This is a genomic window from Glutamicibacter sp. NPDC087344 (assembly GCF_044744225.1).
Taxonomy (GTDB): Bacteria; Actinomycetota; Actinomycetes; order Actinomycetales; family Micrococcaceae; genus Glutamicibacter.
The window spans coordinates 68,392-88,904 of the sequence record NZ_JBIUXY010000014.1; the positions used below are offsets into that span (position 1 = coordinate 68,392).

The 20,513-nt window shown below is 56.7% G+C and carries 14 protein-coding genes; 2 read left to right on the forward strand and 12 right to left on the reverse strand.

Annotation, left to right across the window (positions count from 1 at the left end; all coding sequences use genetic code 11):
• Window positions 1-28 precede the first annotated feature (28 nt).
• From ACIOWL_RS19375 to ACIOWL_RS19395, 5 genes are all read right to left on the reverse strand, one after another.
• Entirely contained in the window at window positions 29-1,513 is a 1,485-nt protein-coding gene (locus ACIOWL_RS19375; protein WP_400389024.1) for a sensor histidine kinase, read from the reverse strand.
• Window positions 1,514-1,522: 9 nt separating this feature from the next.
• Window positions 1,523-6,337 carry an NAD-glutamate dehydrogenase gene (locus tag ACIOWL_RS19380; RefSeq protein ID WP_400389027.1) on the reverse strand — a complete coding sequence of 1,605 codons (4,815 nt, stop codon included), beginning with the start codon at window positions 6,335-6,337 and terminating at the stop codon, window positions 1,523-1,525.
• 108 nt (window positions 6,338-6,445) lie between these two features.
• Window positions 6,446-7,693 carry a CpaE family protein gene (locus ACIOWL_RS19385; protein WP_400389030.1) on the reverse strand — a complete coding sequence of 416 codons (1,248 nt, stop codon included), beginning with the start codon at window positions 7,691-7,693 and terminating at the stop codon, window positions 6,446-6,448.
• Window positions 7,690-8,355 (reverse strand): hypothetical protein, encoded by a 666-nt coding sequence (locus ACIOWL_RS19390; RefSeq protein ID WP_400389033.1) that lies wholly within the window; start codon window positions 8,353-8,355, stop codon window positions 7,690-7,692. Before ACIOWL_RS19390 ends, ACIOWL_RS19385 begins: the two co-directional genes overlap by 4 nt.
• Window positions 8,356-8,441: 86 nt before the next feature.
• The gene (locus tag ACIOWL_RS19395) at window positions 8,442-9,002 is read right to left on the reverse strand and encodes a hypothetical protein (protein WP_400389036.1); all 561 of its coding nucleotides are present in this window, start codon (window positions 9,000-9,002) and stop codon (window positions 8,442-8,444) included.
• Between the two features lie 121 nt (window positions 9,003-9,123).
• Between ACIOWL_RS19395 and ACIOWL_RS19400 the strand changes: the two genes are divergently transcribed.
• On the forward strand, window positions 9,124-9,852 hold the full coding sequence (locus ACIOWL_RS19400) for a hypothetical protein (RefSeq protein WP_400389039.1): 729 nt from the start codon (window positions 9,124-9,126) through the stop codon (window positions 9,850-9,852).
• Window positions 9,853-10,070: 218 nt separating this feature from the next.
• A complete protein-coding gene (locus ACIOWL_RS19405; RefSeq protein WP_400389088.1) occupies window positions 10,071-10,448 on the forward strand; it encodes an Rv3235 family protein in 378 nt (125 codons plus the stop codon).
• Here ACIOWL_RS19405 and secA read toward each other — a convergent pair.
• The 7 genes from secA to mtrA all read right to left on the reverse strand — a co-directional run bounded on the left by secA (window position 10,445) and on the right by mtrA (window position 20,373).
• Window positions 10,445-13,120: a preprotein translocase subunit SecA gene (gene secA, locus ACIOWL_RS19410; RefSeq protein WP_400389041.1), complete on the reverse strand. Its 2,676-nt coding sequence runs from the start codon at window positions 13,118-13,120 to the stop codon at window positions 10,445-10,447. The two genes, ACIOWL_RS19405 and secA, sit on opposite strands and share 4 nt — an antisense overlap.
• Window positions 13,121-13,258: 138 nt before the next feature.
• Window positions 13,259-14,308, reverse strand: a complete 1,050-nt coding sequence (locus tag ACIOWL_RS19415; protein WP_400389043.1) for a winged helix-turn-helix domain-containing protein — start codon at window positions 14,306-14,308, stop codon at window positions 13,259-13,261.
• Between the two features lie 137 nt (window positions 14,309-14,445).
• The gene (gene hpf, locus ACIOWL_RS19420; RefSeq protein WP_400389046.1) at window positions 14,446-15,144 is read right to left on the reverse strand and encodes a ribosome hibernation-promoting factor, HPF/YfiA family; all 699 of its coding nucleotides are present in this window, start codon (window positions 15,142-15,144) and stop codon (window positions 14,446-14,448) included.
• A 170-nt stretch (window positions 15,145-15,314) separates the two neighbouring features.
• The gene (locus ACIOWL_RS19425) at window positions 15,315-15,884 is read right to left on the reverse strand and encodes a ComF family protein (RefSeq protein ID WP_400389049.1); all 570 of its coding nucleotides are present in this window, start codon (window positions 15,882-15,884) and stop codon (window positions 15,315-15,317) included.
• Window positions 15,885-16,184: 300 nt separating this feature from the next.
• Window positions 16,185-17,888, reverse strand: a complete 1,704-nt coding sequence (locus tag ACIOWL_RS19430; RefSeq protein WP_400389052.1) for an LpqB family beta-propeller domain-containing protein — start codon at window positions 17,886-17,888, stop codon at window positions 16,185-16,187.
• Window positions 17,888-19,696, reverse strand: a complete 1,809-nt coding sequence (mtrB, locus tag ACIOWL_RS19435) for an MtrAB system histidine kinase MtrB (protein WP_400389054.1) — start codon at window positions 19,694-19,696, stop codon at window positions 17,888-17,890. The genes ACIOWL_RS19430 and mtrB overlap by 1 nt, the downstream gene beginning before the upstream one ends.
• Complete coding sequence (gene mtrA, locus ACIOWL_RS19440; protein WP_400389057.1) at window positions 19,693-20,373, reverse strand: MtrAB system response regulator MtrA; 681 nt, start codon at window positions 20,371-20,373, stop codon at window positions 19,693-19,695. Before mtrA ends, mtrB begins: the two co-directional genes overlap by 4 nt.
• Window positions 20,374-20,513 lie beyond the last annotated feature (140 nt).

Consider the following 20,513-nt stretch of genomic DNA (forward strand, 5'->3'; position numbering starts at 1 on the left):
TTTATCATTGGCGGGTTTTGGCTATCAGTTAAGCACGACGCTCCAAGGTCAGTGGCATTTCGATCACCACACGAGTCCCACTTTCGTCACCGGGCAACCAACGGATTTCACCGGAAAGTTCACTGTTCACCAAGGTGCGAACAATTTGCAGACCCAATCCTTCGCGGCGCTCCCCCTCGGGTAGGCCGTGACCATCGTCTTCGATGATCACCCTCAGCCAGTCCTTGGAGTCGGTTCCGAGGTAACGTTCGGCCAGGAGAGCTACCTGTCCGTCACGGTTCGCCAAGCCATGTTCTACGGCATTGGTCACCAACTCATTGATTACCAGTGAGAGCGGGGTTGCCAGATCCGCGTCAAGCATTCCGAATTCGCCTTCACGGCGGGTGGAGATCTTCTGCCCCGGCGAAGCAATTTCGACTATCAGACGGAACTGACGATCCATCAGATCATCAAACTTCACCGTTTCATTCAGTCCCTTGGACAGGAAATCGTGCACCGAAGCAATCGTTGATACCCGGCGCATGGCCTGCTCCAGGCCCTGCTTTCCCTCCTCAGAGCTCATCCGTCTGGACTGCATACGAAGTAGAGCGGCAACTGTCTGCAAGTTGTTTTTGACCCTGTGGTGAATTTCGCGGATGGTCGCGTCCTTGGTGACCAATTCCTTTTCGCGACGGCGAAGTTCAGAGACGTCGCGGCACAAGACCAGGGCTCCCGAGCGTTTTGACTCATCACGCAGCGGAATGGCACGCAACGAGAGAGTGACGCCGCGATATTCAACTTCTGTACGCCACGGCATTTTCCCTTGGAGGACCAGGGGAAGCGTTTCGTCAACCACGCGCCTGTCGCGAACCAGGGCCATGGTTAGATCTGCCAGTGGCTGACCCTGCAAAACATCGGCTGCCCCAAGCCGTCTAAACGCGGAGACCGCGTTGGGGCTTGCAAACTCTACGGTTCCCTCGACATTCAGGCGGACGAATCCATCCCCTACGCGAGGAGCGCCGCGGCGTGAACCGGTTGGGCTGGCAAAGTCAGGCCACAAGCCTTTGGTGCCCATCTGCAGCAGGTCATCGGCACTTTGTCGATAAACAAGCTCAAGATTTGAGGGAGTTCGCGACTGGTTACGGTCAAAATGCGAGGTGAGTACCGCCACGGGACGATTCTGCCTAACCAACGGAACCGCTTGGATGGTTGTGAGCCCCGGGATCAAATCGGCTCCGGGATGTTCCGCCGAACGTTGGATGGTGCGAGTCTGCCACGCATGATCCACCATGATGCGAAGGTCCTTGCGGATACGCTCACCGACGAAGTCGGTGTGAAAGGCCGTATGCGAGGTGGAAGGTCGCACGTGGGCCAGCGCTACATATGATCCATCGCCGGTGGGGAACCAGAGCACGAGATCCGCGAACGCGAGGTCCGAGACCAGTTGCCAGTCCCCCACCAGCAGATGGAGCCAGTCCTCATCACCGGGGCCGAGGTCAGCTTTGAGACGTAGATCTTCGGTGATGAGGGCCATGTGGGGTAATTACCTCCGGACGATTGAACGTAACAGGCGAAGGGCTACCGACAGCGATGCCATGTCATCGCGTTCTAGGCTGTTCACTTCTGCAAACATAGCCTTCGCACGATCCAGATTAGCCGCGTTTGCTTCCTCCCACGCTGCAACACGCTGCGCCACGTCGGTGATCTGACCTGTTGAGTCCAAAACATCGTTGGTGAGGTCGATGATCGTGGTGTACAGATCATCACGCATGGCCGCGCGGGCCAACGCCTGCCACCGATCCGAGCGTGGCAGATTGGTGATCCGGTTCAACAACGTATCAACTTCGAACAACTCATAAAGGCTGAAGTAGGTCTGGGCGACCTTTTGCACATCTTCCTCGGTACGGTGCACCAAGTCTGCCACGTCCAACAGGGCAAATGATTCAAACTGCGAGGCCCACATGTTGGCCCGGCGTTCGCCGATGCCATTGGCCATGGCATCAGCGTGCCATTGCTGGAAGCGCACTTGGTCCTTGCCACGCAGCAACTGCGGCAGTTCTTCGCGTAGCTGCGTCACGATTGACTCATAACGCTCTACGGCCTGTCCCACCAGCAGCTCCTGATCAACGCGGTTGATGAACCATCGGGTGGCACGGTCCAACAGGCGACGCATGTCGTGGTGCTGGCGTCCCCAGTAGTCAACATCCATGCCGGCTGGCTGCGCATTGATCGCGTCGAACTGTGCCTCGAAGCGATACACCTCACGCAAGGCGCAGAACACCTTGGCGATGTGAACCTCAGAGGCACTAGTTTCCTCCATCGCACGGAAGACATAGGTGATGCCGCCGATGTTGACCATGTCGTTTGCGATCACCGTGGCGATGATTTCTCTACGCAGCGGGTGGGACTGCAATTGGTCACCGAAGCGCTCCACCAGCTGAGCCGGGAAGTACCGGTGCATGGTCTCGGCAAAGTAGGGGTCATCGGCAAGGTCAGATTCGGACAGCGCATGTGCCAGTTGAATCTTCGCGTAGGCCGCCAAGACCGATAGCTCCGGCGCGGTCATCACCTCTCCCGAGGCCCGACGTTTCTCGAGTTCTTCGGAGCTGGGTAAGAATTCCAAGGCACGGTTCAGGTCCGCGTGTTCTTCGAGCCACTGCATCAACCGTTCGTAGGCCGGTGCCCAGGTCTGTGCTGCGTGTTTTTCGTTCAGCAGCAACACGTTCTGGTTGAAGTTGGTTTGCAGAACCAAATCGCCCACGTTATCCGTCATTGCAAGCAAGAATTCCGTGCGCTCGGACGGATCGATGTTTCCAGCCTTGATCTGGCGGTCGACAAAGATCTTGATATTTACCTCGCGGTCCGAGGTGTCCACACCAGCCGAATTATCAATGGCGTCGGTATTCAGGATGACCCCGTTCAGGGCGGCTTCGATCCTTCCCAGTTGGGTCATGCCCAGGTTTCCACCCTCGCCAACGACCTTGACTCGCAGATCGGCACCGTCGACGCGGATCGCGTCATTGGCGCGGTCTCCGACTTGACCATGGGTTTCGGTCGAAGCCTTGACGTAGGTGCCAATTCCGCCGTTATACAGCAGATCCACTGGCGCCGCCAGAATCGCTTTGAGCAGCTCGTTCGGCGACAGGGCCACAACCGACGCGTCCAGCCCCAGTACTTCACGAATTTCTGGGCTCAGAGGTACGGATTTCAGGCCGCGCGAGAAGACACCGCCACCTGCCGAAATCAGCTCACGATTGTAATCAGCCCAACTCGAACGTGGCAGATGGTAGAGGCGCTCACGCTCGTCGAAGGCTGCCTGCGGGTTGGGATTGGGGTCCAAGAAAATGTCGCGGTGGTCAAAGGCCGCTACCAGCTTGATCGTCTGGGTGCGGCGCAGCCCGTTCCCGAACACGTCACCGGACATATCGCCCACACCAACGGCGGTGAATTCCTGGGTTTGCGTATCGATCCCCAGCTCAAAGAAGTGACGTTTGATTGATTCCCAAGCGCCTCGTGCGGTGATTCCCATGGCCTTGTGGTCGTAGCCAACCGAACCGCCAGAAGCGAAGGCGTCTCCCAGCCAGTGGCCCTTTTCTTCGGAGAGTTTGTTGGCAATGTCAGAGAAACTGGCGGTGCCCTTATCGGCGGCGACAACCAGGTACGTGTCATCTGCGTCGCGGCGCACCACGTTAGCCGGTGGCACCACATGCTCACCGTTCTCATCTGCTACCAAGTTGTCGGTGAGCTCCAGCAGCGTGCGGATGAAGACGCGATAGGCCCCCTTGCCTTCTTCCATCCAGGCTGCCCGGTCAACTGCCGGATTCGGCAGCTGTTTGGCGTAGAAACCGCCCTTAGCTCCGGTCGGTACAATCACCGAGTTCTTCACCATCTGGGCTTTGACCAGACCCAAAACTTCGGTGCGGAAATCCTCTCGGCGGTCAGACCAGCGCAGGCCGCCACGGGCCACGGCACCGAAACGGAAATGTGTACCTTCCACGCGAGGCGAGTAAACCCACAGTTCGTGCTTGGGCCGAGGGAATGGTGCGAAGTCGATGTCCTCCGGCGCGAGTTTGAAGGCCAGGGCCTGCTGGTTCTCGGCATAAAAATTGGTGCGTTTGGTAGCTTCGATAACCTTCACGAAACGACGCAACAGCGTGTCAGAATCCAACGTCGGCACGGCTTCCAGCGCGTCCGCGATCTTCTGATGCGCGGCCGCGCGTTCCTGTTCGGAACGCTCCGGGCTCAACGCCGGGTCAAAAGTCGCACGGAACAAATCGACGATGCCGTGTGTCACCTCTGCGTTGTTGACCAACGCGCTGGCGATGAATCCGGTCGAATTGGGCACCCCGAGCTGCAACAGGTAGTGTGCGTAGCCGCGCAACATCGCGACTTCTTCCCAGTTCAATCCTTCGCGCAGGACGAGGGCATTGAGGCTGTCGGATTCAGCATCGTTGCGAACCACCGCAGCGTAGGCCGCAGCAACCTTTTCTTGCACAGCACTAAAGTCGATGGCTTCATCAACCTTCAGGCCCATATCGTAAATGAAACGCTGGCCAATGCCTTCAGGGTTCAATTCGTACGGTCGCTCATCGACAACCTCAAGGCCAAGATCCTGGAGAACTGGCAGGATTCGTGAGAGCAGCAGCGGGCGATCAACGTAGATCTTCATACGTTTGGAAACCAGGGCTGCATCATCCGTGGTCTTCGGGTCGTAGAAGGAGACCACCGGGCCAGCTGTGGCTAACGGCGAATTCAATTCGGCCAGCAGTTCGATGTCGCTCAAAGCATCGGCGATCTCAAACTGGACCTTGTAGGAGGCCGGGAAAGCCTCGGCCCAGGTGTTGGACAGCTGGTTCGCCGCACCGGATTCCAGGCTGCTGCGCGCCGCATCAACAATGGCGTCAGACCAGGAACGCACGGCCATGGCGATCCGGTTTTCCAGTGCCTTGCGGTCCACGACCGGGGCAAGCCCGTGGCGTTGCAAGCGCAGCCGGTAGAACAAACGGACCAGTGCCCCGGAACCGAGTTGTGCTTCGTATTCCACCGAGTCGGCATTGAAAGTAGCCTGCAATTCCTGCTCCACGCGGTGGCGAACCAGCGTCGAGAAGCGATCACGCGGGATGTAGACCATAGCGGTGACAAACCGGCCATAGTCGTCGGTACGGATGAATACAGACGTCCGTCGGCGCTCCTGCAGGCGCAAGATACCCAGCGCGGTGGAGGTCAGCTCCTCGACGGAAATCTGGAACATTTCATCTCGCGGGTAACTCTCGAGAATTGTGGTGATGTCCTTGCCCGAATGAGAATTGCGGGCGAATCCGGTGTTCCTCAGTACAGCGTTGACCTTCTCACGGACAACCGGAACCGACTTCACGCTGGAGGTATACATGCTGGAGGAGAACAAGCCGATGAAGCGACGTTCACCATTAACCTCGCCATTGAGGTCGAAACTCTTCACGCCAACATAATCAAGATACACTCCGCGGTGTACGGTCGAGCGGGCATTGGCCTTCGTAACGATCAAGGCTCGCTTATCACGGGCGGTAATTCGCCCTCGCTTGGTCAGATGCTGCGGGCCTTGGTTCTCCAAATCACGCATCAGGCCTAGTCCGCTGCCCTCCCGAGCGACCAGCACATCTTCACCGTTCACCGTTGTCAGATCGTACTCTCGATACCCAAGGAAAGTGAACTTATCGTCTGCCATCCAGTTCAGCAGTTCCACAGCCTGCTCAAGCTCGGCGATCTGGTCTGCGTTAGTGGTTTTTGGCAATGCTTCGGCTATGGCCTTGGCCTGATCCAGCATTGCCGGCCAGTCCTGCACGGCATCACGAACATCACCGAGGACTTGATGCAAGTCGGTGATGATCTCAGCGGCTTGTTCGTCGTTTAGCTCACGTGCGAGTTCTACCGAAATCCATGACTCAATCTTGGTCAGCGTGCCAGAAGACACCAAGGCACTTAAATCCGACAAGGCCGCGGTGTCACCGCTGGCAATGTGCTGTGTGCCGGTGTGGCTGAGGTTTTGGATCCGCCCGTTGTCGCGGTCACGAGACACAACAAATGTCGGGTGGACCACAAGTTGGATTGGCGCTTCACGTTTGACGAGCGCCGCGGTGACGGAGTCAACCAAAAATGGCATGTCGTCGGTGACGATATTGACCACCGAAATGCCTGCGTGTCGAGTGATGGCTACGTTGGCATGTCCTGCCTCGCGTAGATATCCGATTTCCAAATGGGCGGCTACACGCGATTCGAGTTCGTCTGGCCGGTAGGCCGCAACGTCCTCCTTCGCGATTTGGCCGTAATACTCGCTCACCAGGGTTGGGGTGAGAGTCTCATCCATGAATGATTCAGTCATGCTGGAATCCGACGAGTTCAAGTGAACGCCTCCAAGAACGGTTCGATCGGTCCGCGCCATTGCGGACTCGTAGTTTTATCCACATTACATGCTTCGATGGCTTGCAGCTCATACGTTCTTGGACAATCGACGAGTCGTTCCCTTTGCCTGGGAATTCGAAGATTTTTTACCGGTCAACGACCGGATTTCTGAACGTAATGAACTTTTTGGCGCTATTTCCGCAAATGGGCTTCCAGCTAAGATTGCAGCATGGCAAACCGTGTTGTCATTGGGCAGAAAGCCAACGACGCGGTGCGTTGGTCCAAAACGCTCCCACGCTTCGAGGACGCGACGCTTGGGGCTGTGCCCGGAATTGCTGGATGAGACCTTATTGAAGATGATCTGCAATTCAATCCCCGGTACTTTTTCGTCAAGTTCGTCGATAGCTCGCAGTGCCCGGGGAATTCCAACGCTATCGGCGGCGACCACCATAAAAACTTCGTCAGAGCATTGAAGCATCTCCACGGTAACCGCATTGCGTTGCGGTGCTTGAGTATCAAAACTGAGTTGCTCGTCCAACTCGATGAACGCTGCGACATCTAGCACCACCAAGTCATGATGGGCCCTCAAGGTCAGCGCGGCGCGCCGAAGGGCTGCGGCTCGGACCTCTGGCCAGCGGCTCGCCCGAGGTATGCCGGTAGCTACCATCAGTGTCGCGTCCGCAACTTCGACCGCAAGGCATGCCGCCCGAAGCCGCGCCGGGTCCCGCGACCCCGAGTCAACGACGCGGCACATCTGGGCGATGGATGCCGATTCGTCCATGAGGCCCAGCTGAATTGCCATCGAAGCCGCGTAGGTGTCTGCGTCAAGAACGACGACAGAATCTCCCGAAACTGCAGACTCTACCGCGTAGTTCAAGGCAACGGTGCTCCGTCCCGGAGAACCCGGGGCACCCCAAAAACAGACGATCCTGCCCGCAGGTTCGACTCCCGTTCCCTGTGCGGCGACTGAGCCCGCATTCATTTGGGTTTCATCATGGGCCAAGCGCGCCAGTGTTTGGGAGATCAGAGACTCAAGTTCAACCATTCCAACGGTGTCTATGATTTCCACGAGACCAGGCACGATGGAAACCCGTTCGGGTTTCGCATCCAATAACGCAACAATAGTGCGTTGTCCGGCGAGCTGGTCGATTTGCTCCATGGGTGGCATGAGTGCACGCTCGGAGACCAAAAGGACATCGACTCCACTTGCTGCGCATGCGGCAATAGCTTCGGCCGCATCATCACAGACCCGTACCACGATGAGCTCCCCGCGATATCCTTCGATCTGGCGCACCAGATGCTCATCACGGCCAAGTACGACAACCGAAATACTCATTGTCCAGCCCCTGCCGGGTTATAGATCACCGTTATTCTGGCATCATTGGCCAAAGCTTGCAGGAAAGATTCAAGATCAGCTGATTCAACCAGTAGTTCCAAGTTAGTTCCGTTGTTTCCAACGAGCCCTCCTGCCTGCGCTACCCGTGATGAGACTTCAACCATGGTTGCTAGTTGTTCGGGTACACCATAGGTTGCGCCGCCAGCTTCCCGCCTGGCAACCCAGACATCCACAAAGCTGCCCGGAGTGATGGCTTCACTCAGATCGGCCGGAAGTTCAAGATTCACCGGACGGCGTGATCCCAGTTCGCTGCTCGTAATCGAGGAGAGCGGGATCAGTTCCCCCGCACCGATAAACGTGTTGGCCCGCGCATTCTCCAGGTCTAGGCTGCCTTGTTCGAGATACTTACCTAAAGAATCCCCCAGCTGCACTTCCTGCGCCCTGAGGTTCTGGTTCGTGAGTTGCTCACCCAACGTAATGTCGGCGCCAGCTATGTATACGGTTGTCGTTTCGTTCATTCCACGCACCAGATATACGGTTCCGATGACCGAGGCCGTGACCAACACCGCGCCAAGCGCTAGCCTGGGGTCTTTCCAACTGGGTCGCTTGATCCGCGCAGCTGTTGCGGGACCGGACTCGTTCGTACGTCGTTCTGCTGGCACGGCACGCACCTCCAACACATGGATATATGTGTGCTGAGCCTACGACATCTTCGCGAACCGCGAAAGTCCGTCTCCCTAACTGTGGACTAGTATCCTTTGGGAATCGCGATCCAACCAATAGCGTCGAGCGGCACGATCGAATGGTCGGTAATGCTGGATTCACGAGGAAACTCATCACGTGGATGGGAGGCGATCGACAAGAAGTCCTTGCCAATTTGAGTCGGTGTTCCTTCGACCAACAATTTACCCAGCTCGTCATGGATTCTCAATTGACTGCGGTCCCGCAGCAGACCCCGCAGAAGTGCTGGCACCTTGATAGTTGTAGGTTCAGATCCTGTCGGAGGTGAACACCGGGTGCGCGGTGACCATGAGATTCGCCGAATCACCTTTTGCATGATCAGCAGGTTGGACGTTTCCGCCTCCAGGCAGAGGTAATCCTTCCCCAGCGGCCCAAGGACCCCGCCGACTTCCACCGAACCACTCAAGTGGAGATTCACGGTGCAGCCCAGCAGGGTCCTCAACCTTCCCAGCAGATCTTCGCTCGCCCGTTCAATGCGGATATTCTCGGCAACCTCATCGCGGAATTGCGCCTCCAGCTGGGCTTGCAGTTGTGATTCGAGATCCTCGAACAATGAGTCCCAACGCATGTGCTAACTGTACGAGCGAAAACTTGTGGGCGAAAGCCTATTCACAAAAATCACTCGAAGTGACATCATATGAATCAAACTTCATCAAATTACACCAAATAGCATGAAAAGGTGTTCGGCTATGCAACGTGTTCGGTTAGCGCTACTCGTGGGGCTCTTCACTCTTGCCTCGGGGGTCATCATCGCGGCATTGGTGATCTGGCTTAAGCAGGAGCAACCAGTCTTCCCCACCGATAGACAAGGATTTGACGCCGTATCGCTGGCGGCCGTTTATGCTGCGCTAATTTTCACGGCACTCTACTCGTTGCGCATCGCCGTGTACCGGCTGATCCGATGGGCAGCGAGTCAAAACCACCCCCACACCTTGTTGATCCTGCAACACATCGCACCTCGGCTCACACGTCACGCATTAGCCGGTGCACTGGGGGCGACGCTGACGCTATCGAGCGCGTCCATGGCCGTTGCGTGGTCACCTTCAACAACGACTCAGCATACGTCAGCAGCCCCACCCGAGATGTCGACGGCGGATGAGGGTGGATACTCCCCCAAGAGCTCGACTTCCCTTCCTACCCCAAGGTGGTCGGCTGAAGTCATTAACGTCCCCATGCCTCGCATCGTTGGCGGACCAAAACGCATCGCGAAGCTGGACGAAACTCCGCACTCCGAGGTAGTTGTCGCAAAAGGCCAGACGCTATGGCACATTGCCGGGCAAATGCTTGGCAACCAGGCGACCATTGCCGAAATCTCAGAATTGTGGCCTCGTATCTACGATCTGAATCGCGCAACGATTGGACCCGAGCCTGACCTGCTCCAGGTAGGAACCGTGCTCAAACTACCGCCAATGGCATAACCGTCCCAGTCCCAGCATTCAGCCGAATGCCACAAGCCACAGAACGATCATTAGGAGAGATCATGAGCACCGACACCGGATATCGGGAAGTATCCGACACCGTTAGGGAAATTGAGGCGCGTCGAGAAGTTCTTGTCCAACACAAGGTCTCGCGTGGCCGTTGCCAGCTGCAGCAGTGCGCCGTGGAGATACGAACTCCAGCCAGCATCGCAATTCCGATGGATCACATCTTTCACCGCAGCCCCAGCCATCATGCCGAACGGATCAACGTGGTCCGGCTCTCCCATGCTGTTGCCCGAGCGGTTTTCGAAATCATTGCCGGCTACCGCACCGTAGCTCAGCTCAGTTTTGTGATGAATCCCGATTGCATTCGCAAGCTTCAGAACCAGGCACTCCTTGAAACCGACGGCTATAAGCAGGCGCCGGCGCCCGGCACCAGTCACGGACAGGTTCAGTCTATGAAACTTCGAAGCACGCTCAGTGGCGGTTGGGAGTGCACTGTCATTTTGGGGTTTAAATACCGCGTCCGTGCCGTGGCTCTGTATATAGAGCCATGGCACGGACGGTGGCAGGTGACAAGCGTTGAAATGCTTTAGCGCTTGTTCTTGGCCTTGTTTTTAGCCTTGTTCGCTTTCTTTTCGATCTTGGCATCTGTTGCCACGGCCTGAGCACGAGTTGTATTGGCGTGGCCCTCTTCATCGGGGCCGGTGAACTGAAGATTTGTTTGCTGGCTGGCTGGAGCCGCCGGAGCGCTCGCAGCCGCTTCCGAACCGCTAGGGATCTCCAAGTTGAACAGGGCGCCGATGCTTTCCTCGCGGATGGACTCCATCATCGTCAGGAACATGGTGTATCCCTCACGCTGGTATTCAACCAAAGGGTCACGCTGTGCCATGGCACGCAGACCGATGCCCTCTTTGAGGTAATCCATCTCGTAGAGGTGTTCCTGCCATTTGCGGCCAATTGTTGACAGAACCACACGTCGTTCAAGATCACGCATGACTCCGGCTCCAACACGGTTTTCACGCAATTCATACTGGTACTTCGCGTCGGAGAGGATTTCGCGTTCCAGGAACTGCGCGGTTAGATGCCCCATGCCGCCGGCTTCTTCAACCACTTCCGACAAGGAAATGCCGATAGGATACAACTGCTTGAGGTTGGTCCAAAGTTGTTTCAATTCCCAGTCATCTGCGTTGCCAACCTGGGTAGCTTCCTGAACCATTGCTTTGACGACATCTTCCAGGAAATGACCGACCTTTTCTTCAAGGTCATCACCTTCCAGAATTGCACGTCGGTCCGTGTAGATGGCCTCACGCTGACGGTTCATGACATCGTCATACTTCAGAACGTTTTTACGCTGCTCCGCATTGACGCCTTCCACCTGGGCCTGTGCCGACTCGATCGCACGGGAAACAATCTTGGATTCCAATGCCACGTCATCAGGCATCGAGGGATTGTTCATGATGCGCTCGGCCATACCGGAGTTGAAACGACGCATCAGATCGTCGGTCATCGACAGGTAGAAGCGCGATTCACCTGGGTCGCCCTGACGGCCGGCGCGACCGCGTAGCTGGTTATCGATGCGACGCGATTCGTGGCGTTCGGTACCCAGTACGTAAAGGCCGCCCAAAGCGGTAACTTCTTCAGCTTCCTTCGCAACGGTTTTTTTGGCTGCTTCGAATGCCAGATCCCATTGCTTGTTGTACTCTTCAGCGTGGTTTTCTGGATCCAGCCCACGGCGTTCCATCTCTGCCACGGCAATGAACTCAGCGTTGCCACCGAGCATGATGTCGGTACCGCGGCCTGCCATGTTGGTTGAAACAGTCACACCGGATTTGCGGCCAGCCATTGCGACCACGGCGGCTTCACGTGCATGCTGTTTTGCATTGAGCACCTCATGGCGGATGCCCTTTTTTGCCAGCAGTCGGGAGAGGTACTCGCTCTTTTCGACGCTGGTGGTACCCACCAGAATCGGCTGGCCAGTTTTATGGCGCTCTTCGATATCTTCAACGACCGCGTTGAACTTGGAAATCTCATTCTTATAGATCAGGTCCGCCTGATCCTGGCGAACCGCTGGCTTGTTGGTCGGGATCTCAACAACACCAAGTTTGTAGGTACCGTAGAATTCGGCCGCTTCGGTCTGTGCGGTACCGGTCATGCCCGAAATCTTCTCGTACATACGGAAGTAATTCTGCAAAGTGACCGTGGCCAAGGTCTGGTTCTCCGCCTTGATCTCGACACTTTCCTTGGCTTCTATGGCCTGGTGCATGCCTTCGGAATAACGGCGGCCCTGCAACGCGCGTCCGGTGTGCTCGTCAACGATCATTACTTCACCGTTGACCACCACGTAGTCTTTGTCTTTCTTGAACAGTTCCTTGGCCTTGATAGCGTTGTTCAGGAAGCCGATCAGCGGGGTATTGTTCGCCTCGTAGAGGTTGTCAATCCCCAGGTAGTCCTCGACCTTTTCAATGCCGCTCTCAAGCACACCGATGGTGCGCTTTTTCTCATCAACCTCGTAGTCATCATCCCGGGTTAACCGGGCAACAATCTTGGAGAATTCAACATACCAACGATTGACATCTCCCGAGGCCTGCCCCGAAATGATCAGCGGGGTACGAGCTTCATCGATCAGGATCGAGTCAACCTCATCGACGATCACAAAATGATGGCCGCGCTGAACCAGCTCATCCTTGCTCCACGCCATGTTGTCTCGCAGATAGTCGAATCCGAACTCGTTGTTGGTTCCATAGGTGATATCCGCGGCGTACTGCTTTCGACGTGCTGCCGGGTCCATGTTGGCAAGAATGCAGCCGCAGCTCAGACCGAGGAAGCGGAAGACGCGACCCATCAGATCCGACTGGTACTGAGCCAAGAAGTCGTTTGTTGTCACCACATGCACACCTTTGCCAGTCAGGGCATTGAGGTACGCAGGAGCGGTGGCCACCAAGGTTTTACCTTCACCGGTTCGCATTTCGGCAATGTTGCCTAGGTGCAGCGCGGCACCACCCATAAGCTGGACGTCGAAGTGGCGCATGCCCAAGACGCGGTCTGCGGCTTCACGCACCACAGCGAAAGCCTCGGGAAGCAGGGAATCCAGCGACTCACCATCTGCCAGGCGGGCCCGGAACTTTTCGGTTTCTCCCTGGAGCTCTTCGTCCGAAAGTTCGCGAATCTCGTCTTCCAACGTATTGATCGTGTCAGCGTACTTTCGAAGAACCTTGAGGGTCTTCTTGTCGCCGGTACGCAAAATACGTTCTAGCAATGATGCCACGTGGTAGCTCCCAATATCTCAAGCACAGTAAATCTGGCGTAATTAGTCTACGTGAGGAAAACGTCGTCAGACGCTATTTCGACGTTCTCAACGGTGTTCTTGTGGTGAACGGCGATGTTCCCATCAGCTCTTTCACAGTTAACGATCAACTCGATCCAGCTCAAGCCACCGAGCCATTCGTTGCAGCTCGAGGTCCAATTCCCTCGAAATCTCCGGTGAAACTCCCGGTTCCCAATGGACTGCCCTAGCTTGCAGCACGGAATTTTTCCGGTCAGCTTTCAGATCAACGCGACCCACAAAGTTTTCACCATAGAGCATCGGAAAAACGTAATATCCGTAACGGCGTTTGTTCTGCGGAACATAAATTTCGACTCGATACTCGAAGTCAAAAAACCGCTCGAGTCTCCGCCGATTAAAGACCATGGAGTCAAAAGGCGAGAGTAGTCGCAGATCCGGTTGGACCCTTCGGGGAATCGTAGTCTCGGGAAGCTGAAAACATGGTTCGTCCAGGCCGCTAACTACTACGGGAACAACCAACTGTTCCTCGATAATCCTCGGCAGAATCGATTGGACCTCTTTAACCGGCAATCGAAAATATTCTGCAATACAGTGGCTTGTCCCCACTCCCTGCGCCCGAAGCGAGCGCAGGACGAGGCGTCGCAAGGCTTGCTGCTTGTCTGCAGGGACACTATCGGCGTTAAGATCAAGAACGTCTTCGGCCAGCGCGAAACGACGCTCGAACTGCCTGCTGCGCCCTAGGGCCAAGATTCGGCCTTGGGCGAAAAGTGCTTCGGTAACGTATTTGGTGTCGTTCCAATTCCAACCCCAATGTTCCTTCTCACCGACCGCTTGAACACCCAATACCGCACTAAGCTCACGAGCCGTTGTCCCCGGATGGACTGAAAGATACGAAAGGACCTTGTCGGTCAACTCATGATGTTCACCGGTAAAGAGATCTGAACGGTCAATCCACCGCCGGCGTTGCCAGGCAATGAGGTCACAGACCAGTTCACTTCGAACGTAGCTGGCCTCGTGCGCCCAATACTCTGTCATTGCCCCATGTCGGCTGGCGACCAGGGCGTCAAGGTTCTGTGTGTCGTATGATCCGAGCCTGGCGAAAAGTGGCATGTAGTGGGCCCTGCGCACAACATTGATTGAATCTATTTGCAACTGGGCGATGCTATCCAAGGCTGCGTTGATACGTCGTGCGGTCACCGGTTTATCGGGCCTTGGGCGGGACAAGCCTTGGGCGGCCAACGCAACCCGCCGAGCCTGTGACTGGCTCAGGGTGCGTTGGCCGCCCTTGTTCTGTAAATCTGAAATGACTATCCCTCGGAAGCCATTGCCTTGTCGCGGTAGCCGCGAGTCTCAGTGGTTGACTCGGTTTCGGCGTCAAGCGAAGCATCTAGGGTAATCACACCATACTGGTATTGCGTACGTCCGTAGACCACCGAGTGCTCACCAGTCGATTCGTCGATGAAGAGATAAAACGGGTGTCCTACCAATTCCATACGATCCACGGCATCATCGACGCTCATGACTTCTGCCGGGAAGGACTTGCGGCGGATCACAACCGGTGAATACTCAATGTTTGACTCGGTTTCTGCGGCTTCAGCAGCAGCCTGAGCCGCGAGGGTCTCCTCAACGAGGGACTTGTCGGTCGGAACAACCGGCAACGCACTGGTGGCCTGATGAACCGCAACAGGAGCGTGGTTGCCGCGATGAACCTTCTTCTTGTCGCGGGCCTTGCGCAGGCGTTCGAGCAACTTTGCGAAGGCGACGTCGAAGGCTGCAAATTTGTCGGCTCCACGAGCCTCTGCACGGATGGCTGGCCCCCGGCCAACAACCGTCAGTTCCACGGAGAGTGCGGTGCTCTGGTTACGGGCGTGAGTTTCCTTGACGACCTTGACGTCAATGCGCTGGACTTTCGTTGCCAGCTGGTCGACCTTGGTGATTTTCTCATCAACATACTCCCGGAAACGGTCCGAGACGGTGATGTTGCGTCCGCTGTAGTTCAGCTCCATGGTGTCCTCCAAAATTAGAGTCGGGTGACACAACAGTTCAGAAGTTCCTTCTCTTCGAACTGAAGATGGGCTTCGCTGCATCTGTGTGATGCAACCCATACTTCACCTTAGGCCACGACGGCTCAGATTCAAGTACCGAACCCCTACATTTCCGATCGCGCTGAGCATAATTACTGAATTCGCTCATCTCCTGGCGGTTTCGTCAGTGCAAGAACAACCGCTCCGAGCACCTCATATCCCGCGTTATTACAGGTGATCGAGGCTTCTTGGAGAGTTGCTCCGGTCGTCATCACGTCGTCAACTAGCAGGATCGGCTGTTGGCGAACATCGCACTTTTCAGCGATCAGATGCGTTGCCCGGCCCCGCCGGTCAGAACCGGATTTACTCTTTTGCGCACCGCTGAAGACTTGTCCGAGCCGATAGTGCAACAGCGGGGTGATTTGTAAGCCGGTATCGAGTAACCCGAATCGTGAAGCGGAGCGCAACATCACCTCCACTGGCCGATATCCCCTCCTACCAATGGACTTGAGCGACGTGGGCATGGGAACAACCAGGGTGCGGCGGCCCTTTGCTTGCGGGATGAGTGCCGAGTTCAGCCCCGCCGCAAGGTAGGGAGCAAAAAGATCCCCGAGGAAATATCTTTGATGGTCCTTATAAGCCAGGATCGCTCGCGCAAGTTCCTTGCCATAGATCCCACAAGCCACGACAGGGATCTGCGCGGCCAGGGCTGGCAGCTCCAAATACAGGCACTGGTTCCCCGGCAGCGGGGGCAGGCTGAGTTGTTGGCGCAACGCAGTCCGGCAGTTGGGGCACAACCTGTGATCCGCACGTGTGCACACAGCACAGCTTGCCGGAAGCAGCAGATTCGCGGTTTCCGTGAGTGCAAACCGCACCCACTGCGGAGCACGCTGGGTGTAGAGATGGTCTAGATCTCTCAGGAATTTTTGTCGATAGGAGTCCATACGCCATCGTCGCTGCATGGGCGGTAAAAAGATGATCCATGGACCCGGGGTGTGGATTCTTGAGCGAACTCGCACTGATTATCCGGGGTAAGAAATGTCCTTCGCGAAATCATCAAGTACGTGCCACGAATTGCCAACGAGGGTAAACAATTGATCCGCCGACTCCGCGTAAACTTCACGCTGCCCACCAACACCTGCGGTGATCCCTACCATTCCGAGCAACACCTGCAAATGCTTGTTGCCACCTTGGAAGGTAATCTGCTCGGCTAAGACCTGCTCGGTGGTGCTTAACTCGGCCACAATGATGGATCGGTCCGATTCCCACACCGCGGTGTTAACCGGAACGTCCGGATAGATCTTCATGGGCGACTTGCTCAGACCGCGCGGAACTCCGTCGGAGTCACGGATGACTCCGGCAACGAACACGGTGGTCACCGATTCTTTCGTGGCAACAATCAGGGCCCGGGCTCCATCCCGGGAGATGCGCAAGGAACTGACGGTTGAGCCTTCCAGCCATGGCACGTTAATGGTGCGGGCTTCGCCCTGCTCACCAATGTCATCGGGAACGGCACGCAACGGGTTCTGGTCTTGGTTATCAGCGGTCCATGTCCAACCCGCTAGATCCATGGAGGGCTGGATCAGCGATTGGCCTTCCAGGCCCTGGCGCAGCGAACCGTCTTCACCGATCGTCCACAACTGGCTGCCCGAACCGTTCAGGAATGCATAGCGGTTTCCAATCGGTGACATAGCAGGTTCGCGTGGATTGTAGGAGGAAATATCCGGCAGCCCACCCACTGGAATGATCGAGCGGCCTTTGACATAAACCAGCGACTCATCCGCAATACCTATCAATGTGTCCGGGGTGCTGGGGTTAATCTGAGCTGGCTCGATGGTAGTACTCTGATCGACCAGCGTAACCTCGGTTTCCTCTTGCAGCATCCTCACGTTGTTGACGCTGTTCAAGGTGGTTAAAGTCGCATCCAGCTGCTGGTCCATGAGCAACAAGGTTTGATCCGTCGCGTCTTGGAACGTAGCCTTGCTCAGATCGATGGTCGCGGTTCCGTCACGCACCGGCACCGCTGAGCGCACCAATGAACCGGCGGAGCTGAAGGCCGAGACTACCGCATTGGCCAGGTACGGTGCTGGGCCTGCCAAGAGGGCCTCAACCATGGACGTGGCGGTACCGCTACCGGTCGCGAACCACCGAATGTCCGGCACCAGGTAACGATAGGCGGCATCGTAGAAATACAGAGTCTGCGCGGAAAAGATCTTATTGAAAGTGGAGGACTCAAGCATCACCCCATTGGGTGCATCCGAGATCCGCCACTGGTCATCCACCTTGGACACCACGACGTCAACTGCCCGAGTTGAATGATCTGGATAAACCGTGCGAACTCCCTGTTCGTCAACCTCGCCAACGATTTCCAATTGGATGGTGTACTGGTTGGTGTCCGCACCATTAACCACGTTGACCGCTTCGTAGATCAGCGTGTTGGTGTCGCCACGCCATTGCTGGCTCAACTCGGGGGTGAGGAACTCCCGGGCCACGGCGTAGTCCTCAACAACCGATCGGCCGGCGGCAACAAACCCGTCAACGATAGCCCTGGCATCGGCACCGACAGTTGGACCCTCTGCAGCGTAGTTGTAGGGTTGCGCCCCGGCATCCTGCGAATCCACCTGAATCTGTTTGACCGGCGAAGACCTCGGAATTGACGCACAGCTGGTGGCGGTCAGCAGCACCGTCAAGAGCACTGCCAGCAGGGAAAACAACGTACGCCGCATTATTTCTCTTCCGCCGGTGTAACTGCACTGGGTGCACTGGGGTCGGTGATGTCATCGTCGTCGAGTTCATCGTCTTCGGCCAAAATCAGCGGTGTGAAACCAATTTTGGGAACTTCACCCGTCAGCGGGAAACTATCACCCAAGGGCTCGGCTAAGGCCTGGCCAACAGGTGGTTCCAGCGGCAACGGCGACGAGTCGATGGTGTCTTCGGCCGTTCGTGGCAACGTAATTCTGAAAACGGAGCCAACACCCAGTTCACCCCATGCTTCCAAACGCCCCTCATGCAACCGGATATCTTCCATCGCAATCGACAAGCCAAGGCCGGACCCGCCGGTGGTACGTGCACGGGCCGGATCCGCGCGCCAGAAACGGTCGAAAACGTGTTTGCAAGACTCCTCGGACATTCCAATGCCGTAGTCCCGAACGGTAACCGCCACGGCCGACTCATCCGCACCGATGGTCACGTCGATCGGCTGGGCTTCGCCATGTTCCACCGCGTTGAGCACCAAGTTCCGGATCACGCGTTCCAGACGCCGCGGGTCGACCTCAGCCACACAGGGCTCTGCGGGGGCGGTCAACCGGATGATCGACCCATATTCATCGGCAACCGGGGTGGCGGTAACGATAACCTTGCCAACAATCACATTCAGATCGGTGGACTCGCGGTCAAGCACCGCCACGCCGGCATCGAAGCGTGAGACTTCCAAGAGGTCATTGAGCAGGTTTTGGAATCGTTCAATTTGGTTGTACATCAGTTCCGCGGAACGAGCAGTCAACGGATCAAAGTTTTCCCTGGCATCGTGAATCAGCTCTGCCGCCATACGCACGGTGGTCAACGGCGTACGCAATTCATGCGACACGTCGGAGACGAATCTCTGCTGCATGGCGGAAAGGTTGTTTAGCGCCGTAATTTGTTCCTGCAATGACGCGGCCATGTGATTAAAAGCAGTACCCAGGCGGGCCACTTCATCACGTCCGGAAACCTTCATGCGCCGGTCCAGGTCCCCGGCGGCAATACGCTCGGAAACATAGGCGGCATCCGCGACGGGGCGGACCACGGTGCGGGCTACCGACCACGCGACAAATCCCACCACGGCCAGCAGCACCAGGCCGGTGAAGGTCATCGCGCGATTAATAAAGGCCAGGGTGTCTTGCACACTGGACAGGTCATACACCAAATACAAGCCGTATTCACGGCCTGGCGGGATCAGGACCTTGGTACCAATCACCAACCCGGGATACTGCTCGCCTTCAACACCAAGTTCCACGGACCGCCAGAAGATCCCTTGCTCCCCCGCCACACTTTCGGCAAGATCGTCCGGTACCACACGGGTTGTCAGCGAGCCTGAAGCCATGGGGCCCACATACAGGCTTTCATCCCCGGCGATTGGCATCAACACAAAATCGCGGATGACGGTCGCGCCGTCGCCTTCCAACGTGGCCAGAGTCGAATTCACGAGCGCCTGAGTGGAGGCGCGGTCGGTTGTCGCCGCGGATTCAAGAATCGAACGAGCCTGCGTCAGGCCACGCTCGGATTCCTTTTCAATCTGGTTAAACCGCTCCTGAAAAAGTGTTGAGGCAATCTGATTCGAGAGGAACGCGCCGGCGGCCAACAAGGCCAACGAGGTGAACAGCAACGTTGAGATCACGGTGCGGTACATCAGATGGCGTTGCCAGCGGTTGCGCAAGGCGCCGATGGGACGACGAATCCAGTGTTTCAGCCGGTAAAAGCGTGGAACCTGCGGAATCTCGTGGGCACGCACCTCAACCGGGACAAGTTCTTTTCCGGCTGGCGCGTGCGTGTTCAACTTGCCGTTCCAGCCTTGTATCCGACACCGCGTACGGTCTGGATGATCTGCGGTTTCTCCGGGTCGATCTCGATCTTCGAGCGCAGCCGCTGCACATGCACGTTAACCAGACGGGTGTCGGCTGCGTGACGGTATCCCCAGACTGCTTCAAGCAACTGCTCGCGGCTGAAAACCTGCCAAGGTTTACGGGCCATGGTTACCAACAAGTCAAACTCAAGCGGAGTCAGCGAAACGACCGCACCGTTGCGGGTTACCCGGTGGCCTGCAACGTCAATTGCAACTTCGCCAACCTGCAGGGTTTCGGCGGCATGAGTTTCGTTGGGGCGCAAGCGAGCCCGTACGCGAGCAACCAACTCGGCTGGCTTAAATGGTTTCGGCACGTAGTCATCAGCACCGGATTCCAGGCCGCGAACCACATCTGCGGTATCGGACTTAGCGGTGAGCATGACCACCGGAACGTCGGATTCGGCGCGGATCTGTTTGCAGACCTCGATGCCGTCGATGCCCGGAAGCATCAAATCCAGCAGAACAAGGTCAGGATTGGACTCGCGGAAGGCTTCGAGCGCACCGGAACCGTCGTAGCAGAAAGATGCTTCGAAGCCGTCGTTCTGCAGGACGATACCGATCATTTCCGACAGTGCCTCGTCGTCGTCAACAACCAGAATTCGTGCCTTCATCCAATTTCCCCCTGAAAAGCTAGGACAGCTGCTGGCGCCCGTGGACCCCAAGGGCCGCAGACCATCTGAGCCGACTGATCACACGCGGGTATCCGAGCTACAGCTATTATTTCTAAGATACATGACTAGACCACAATTTA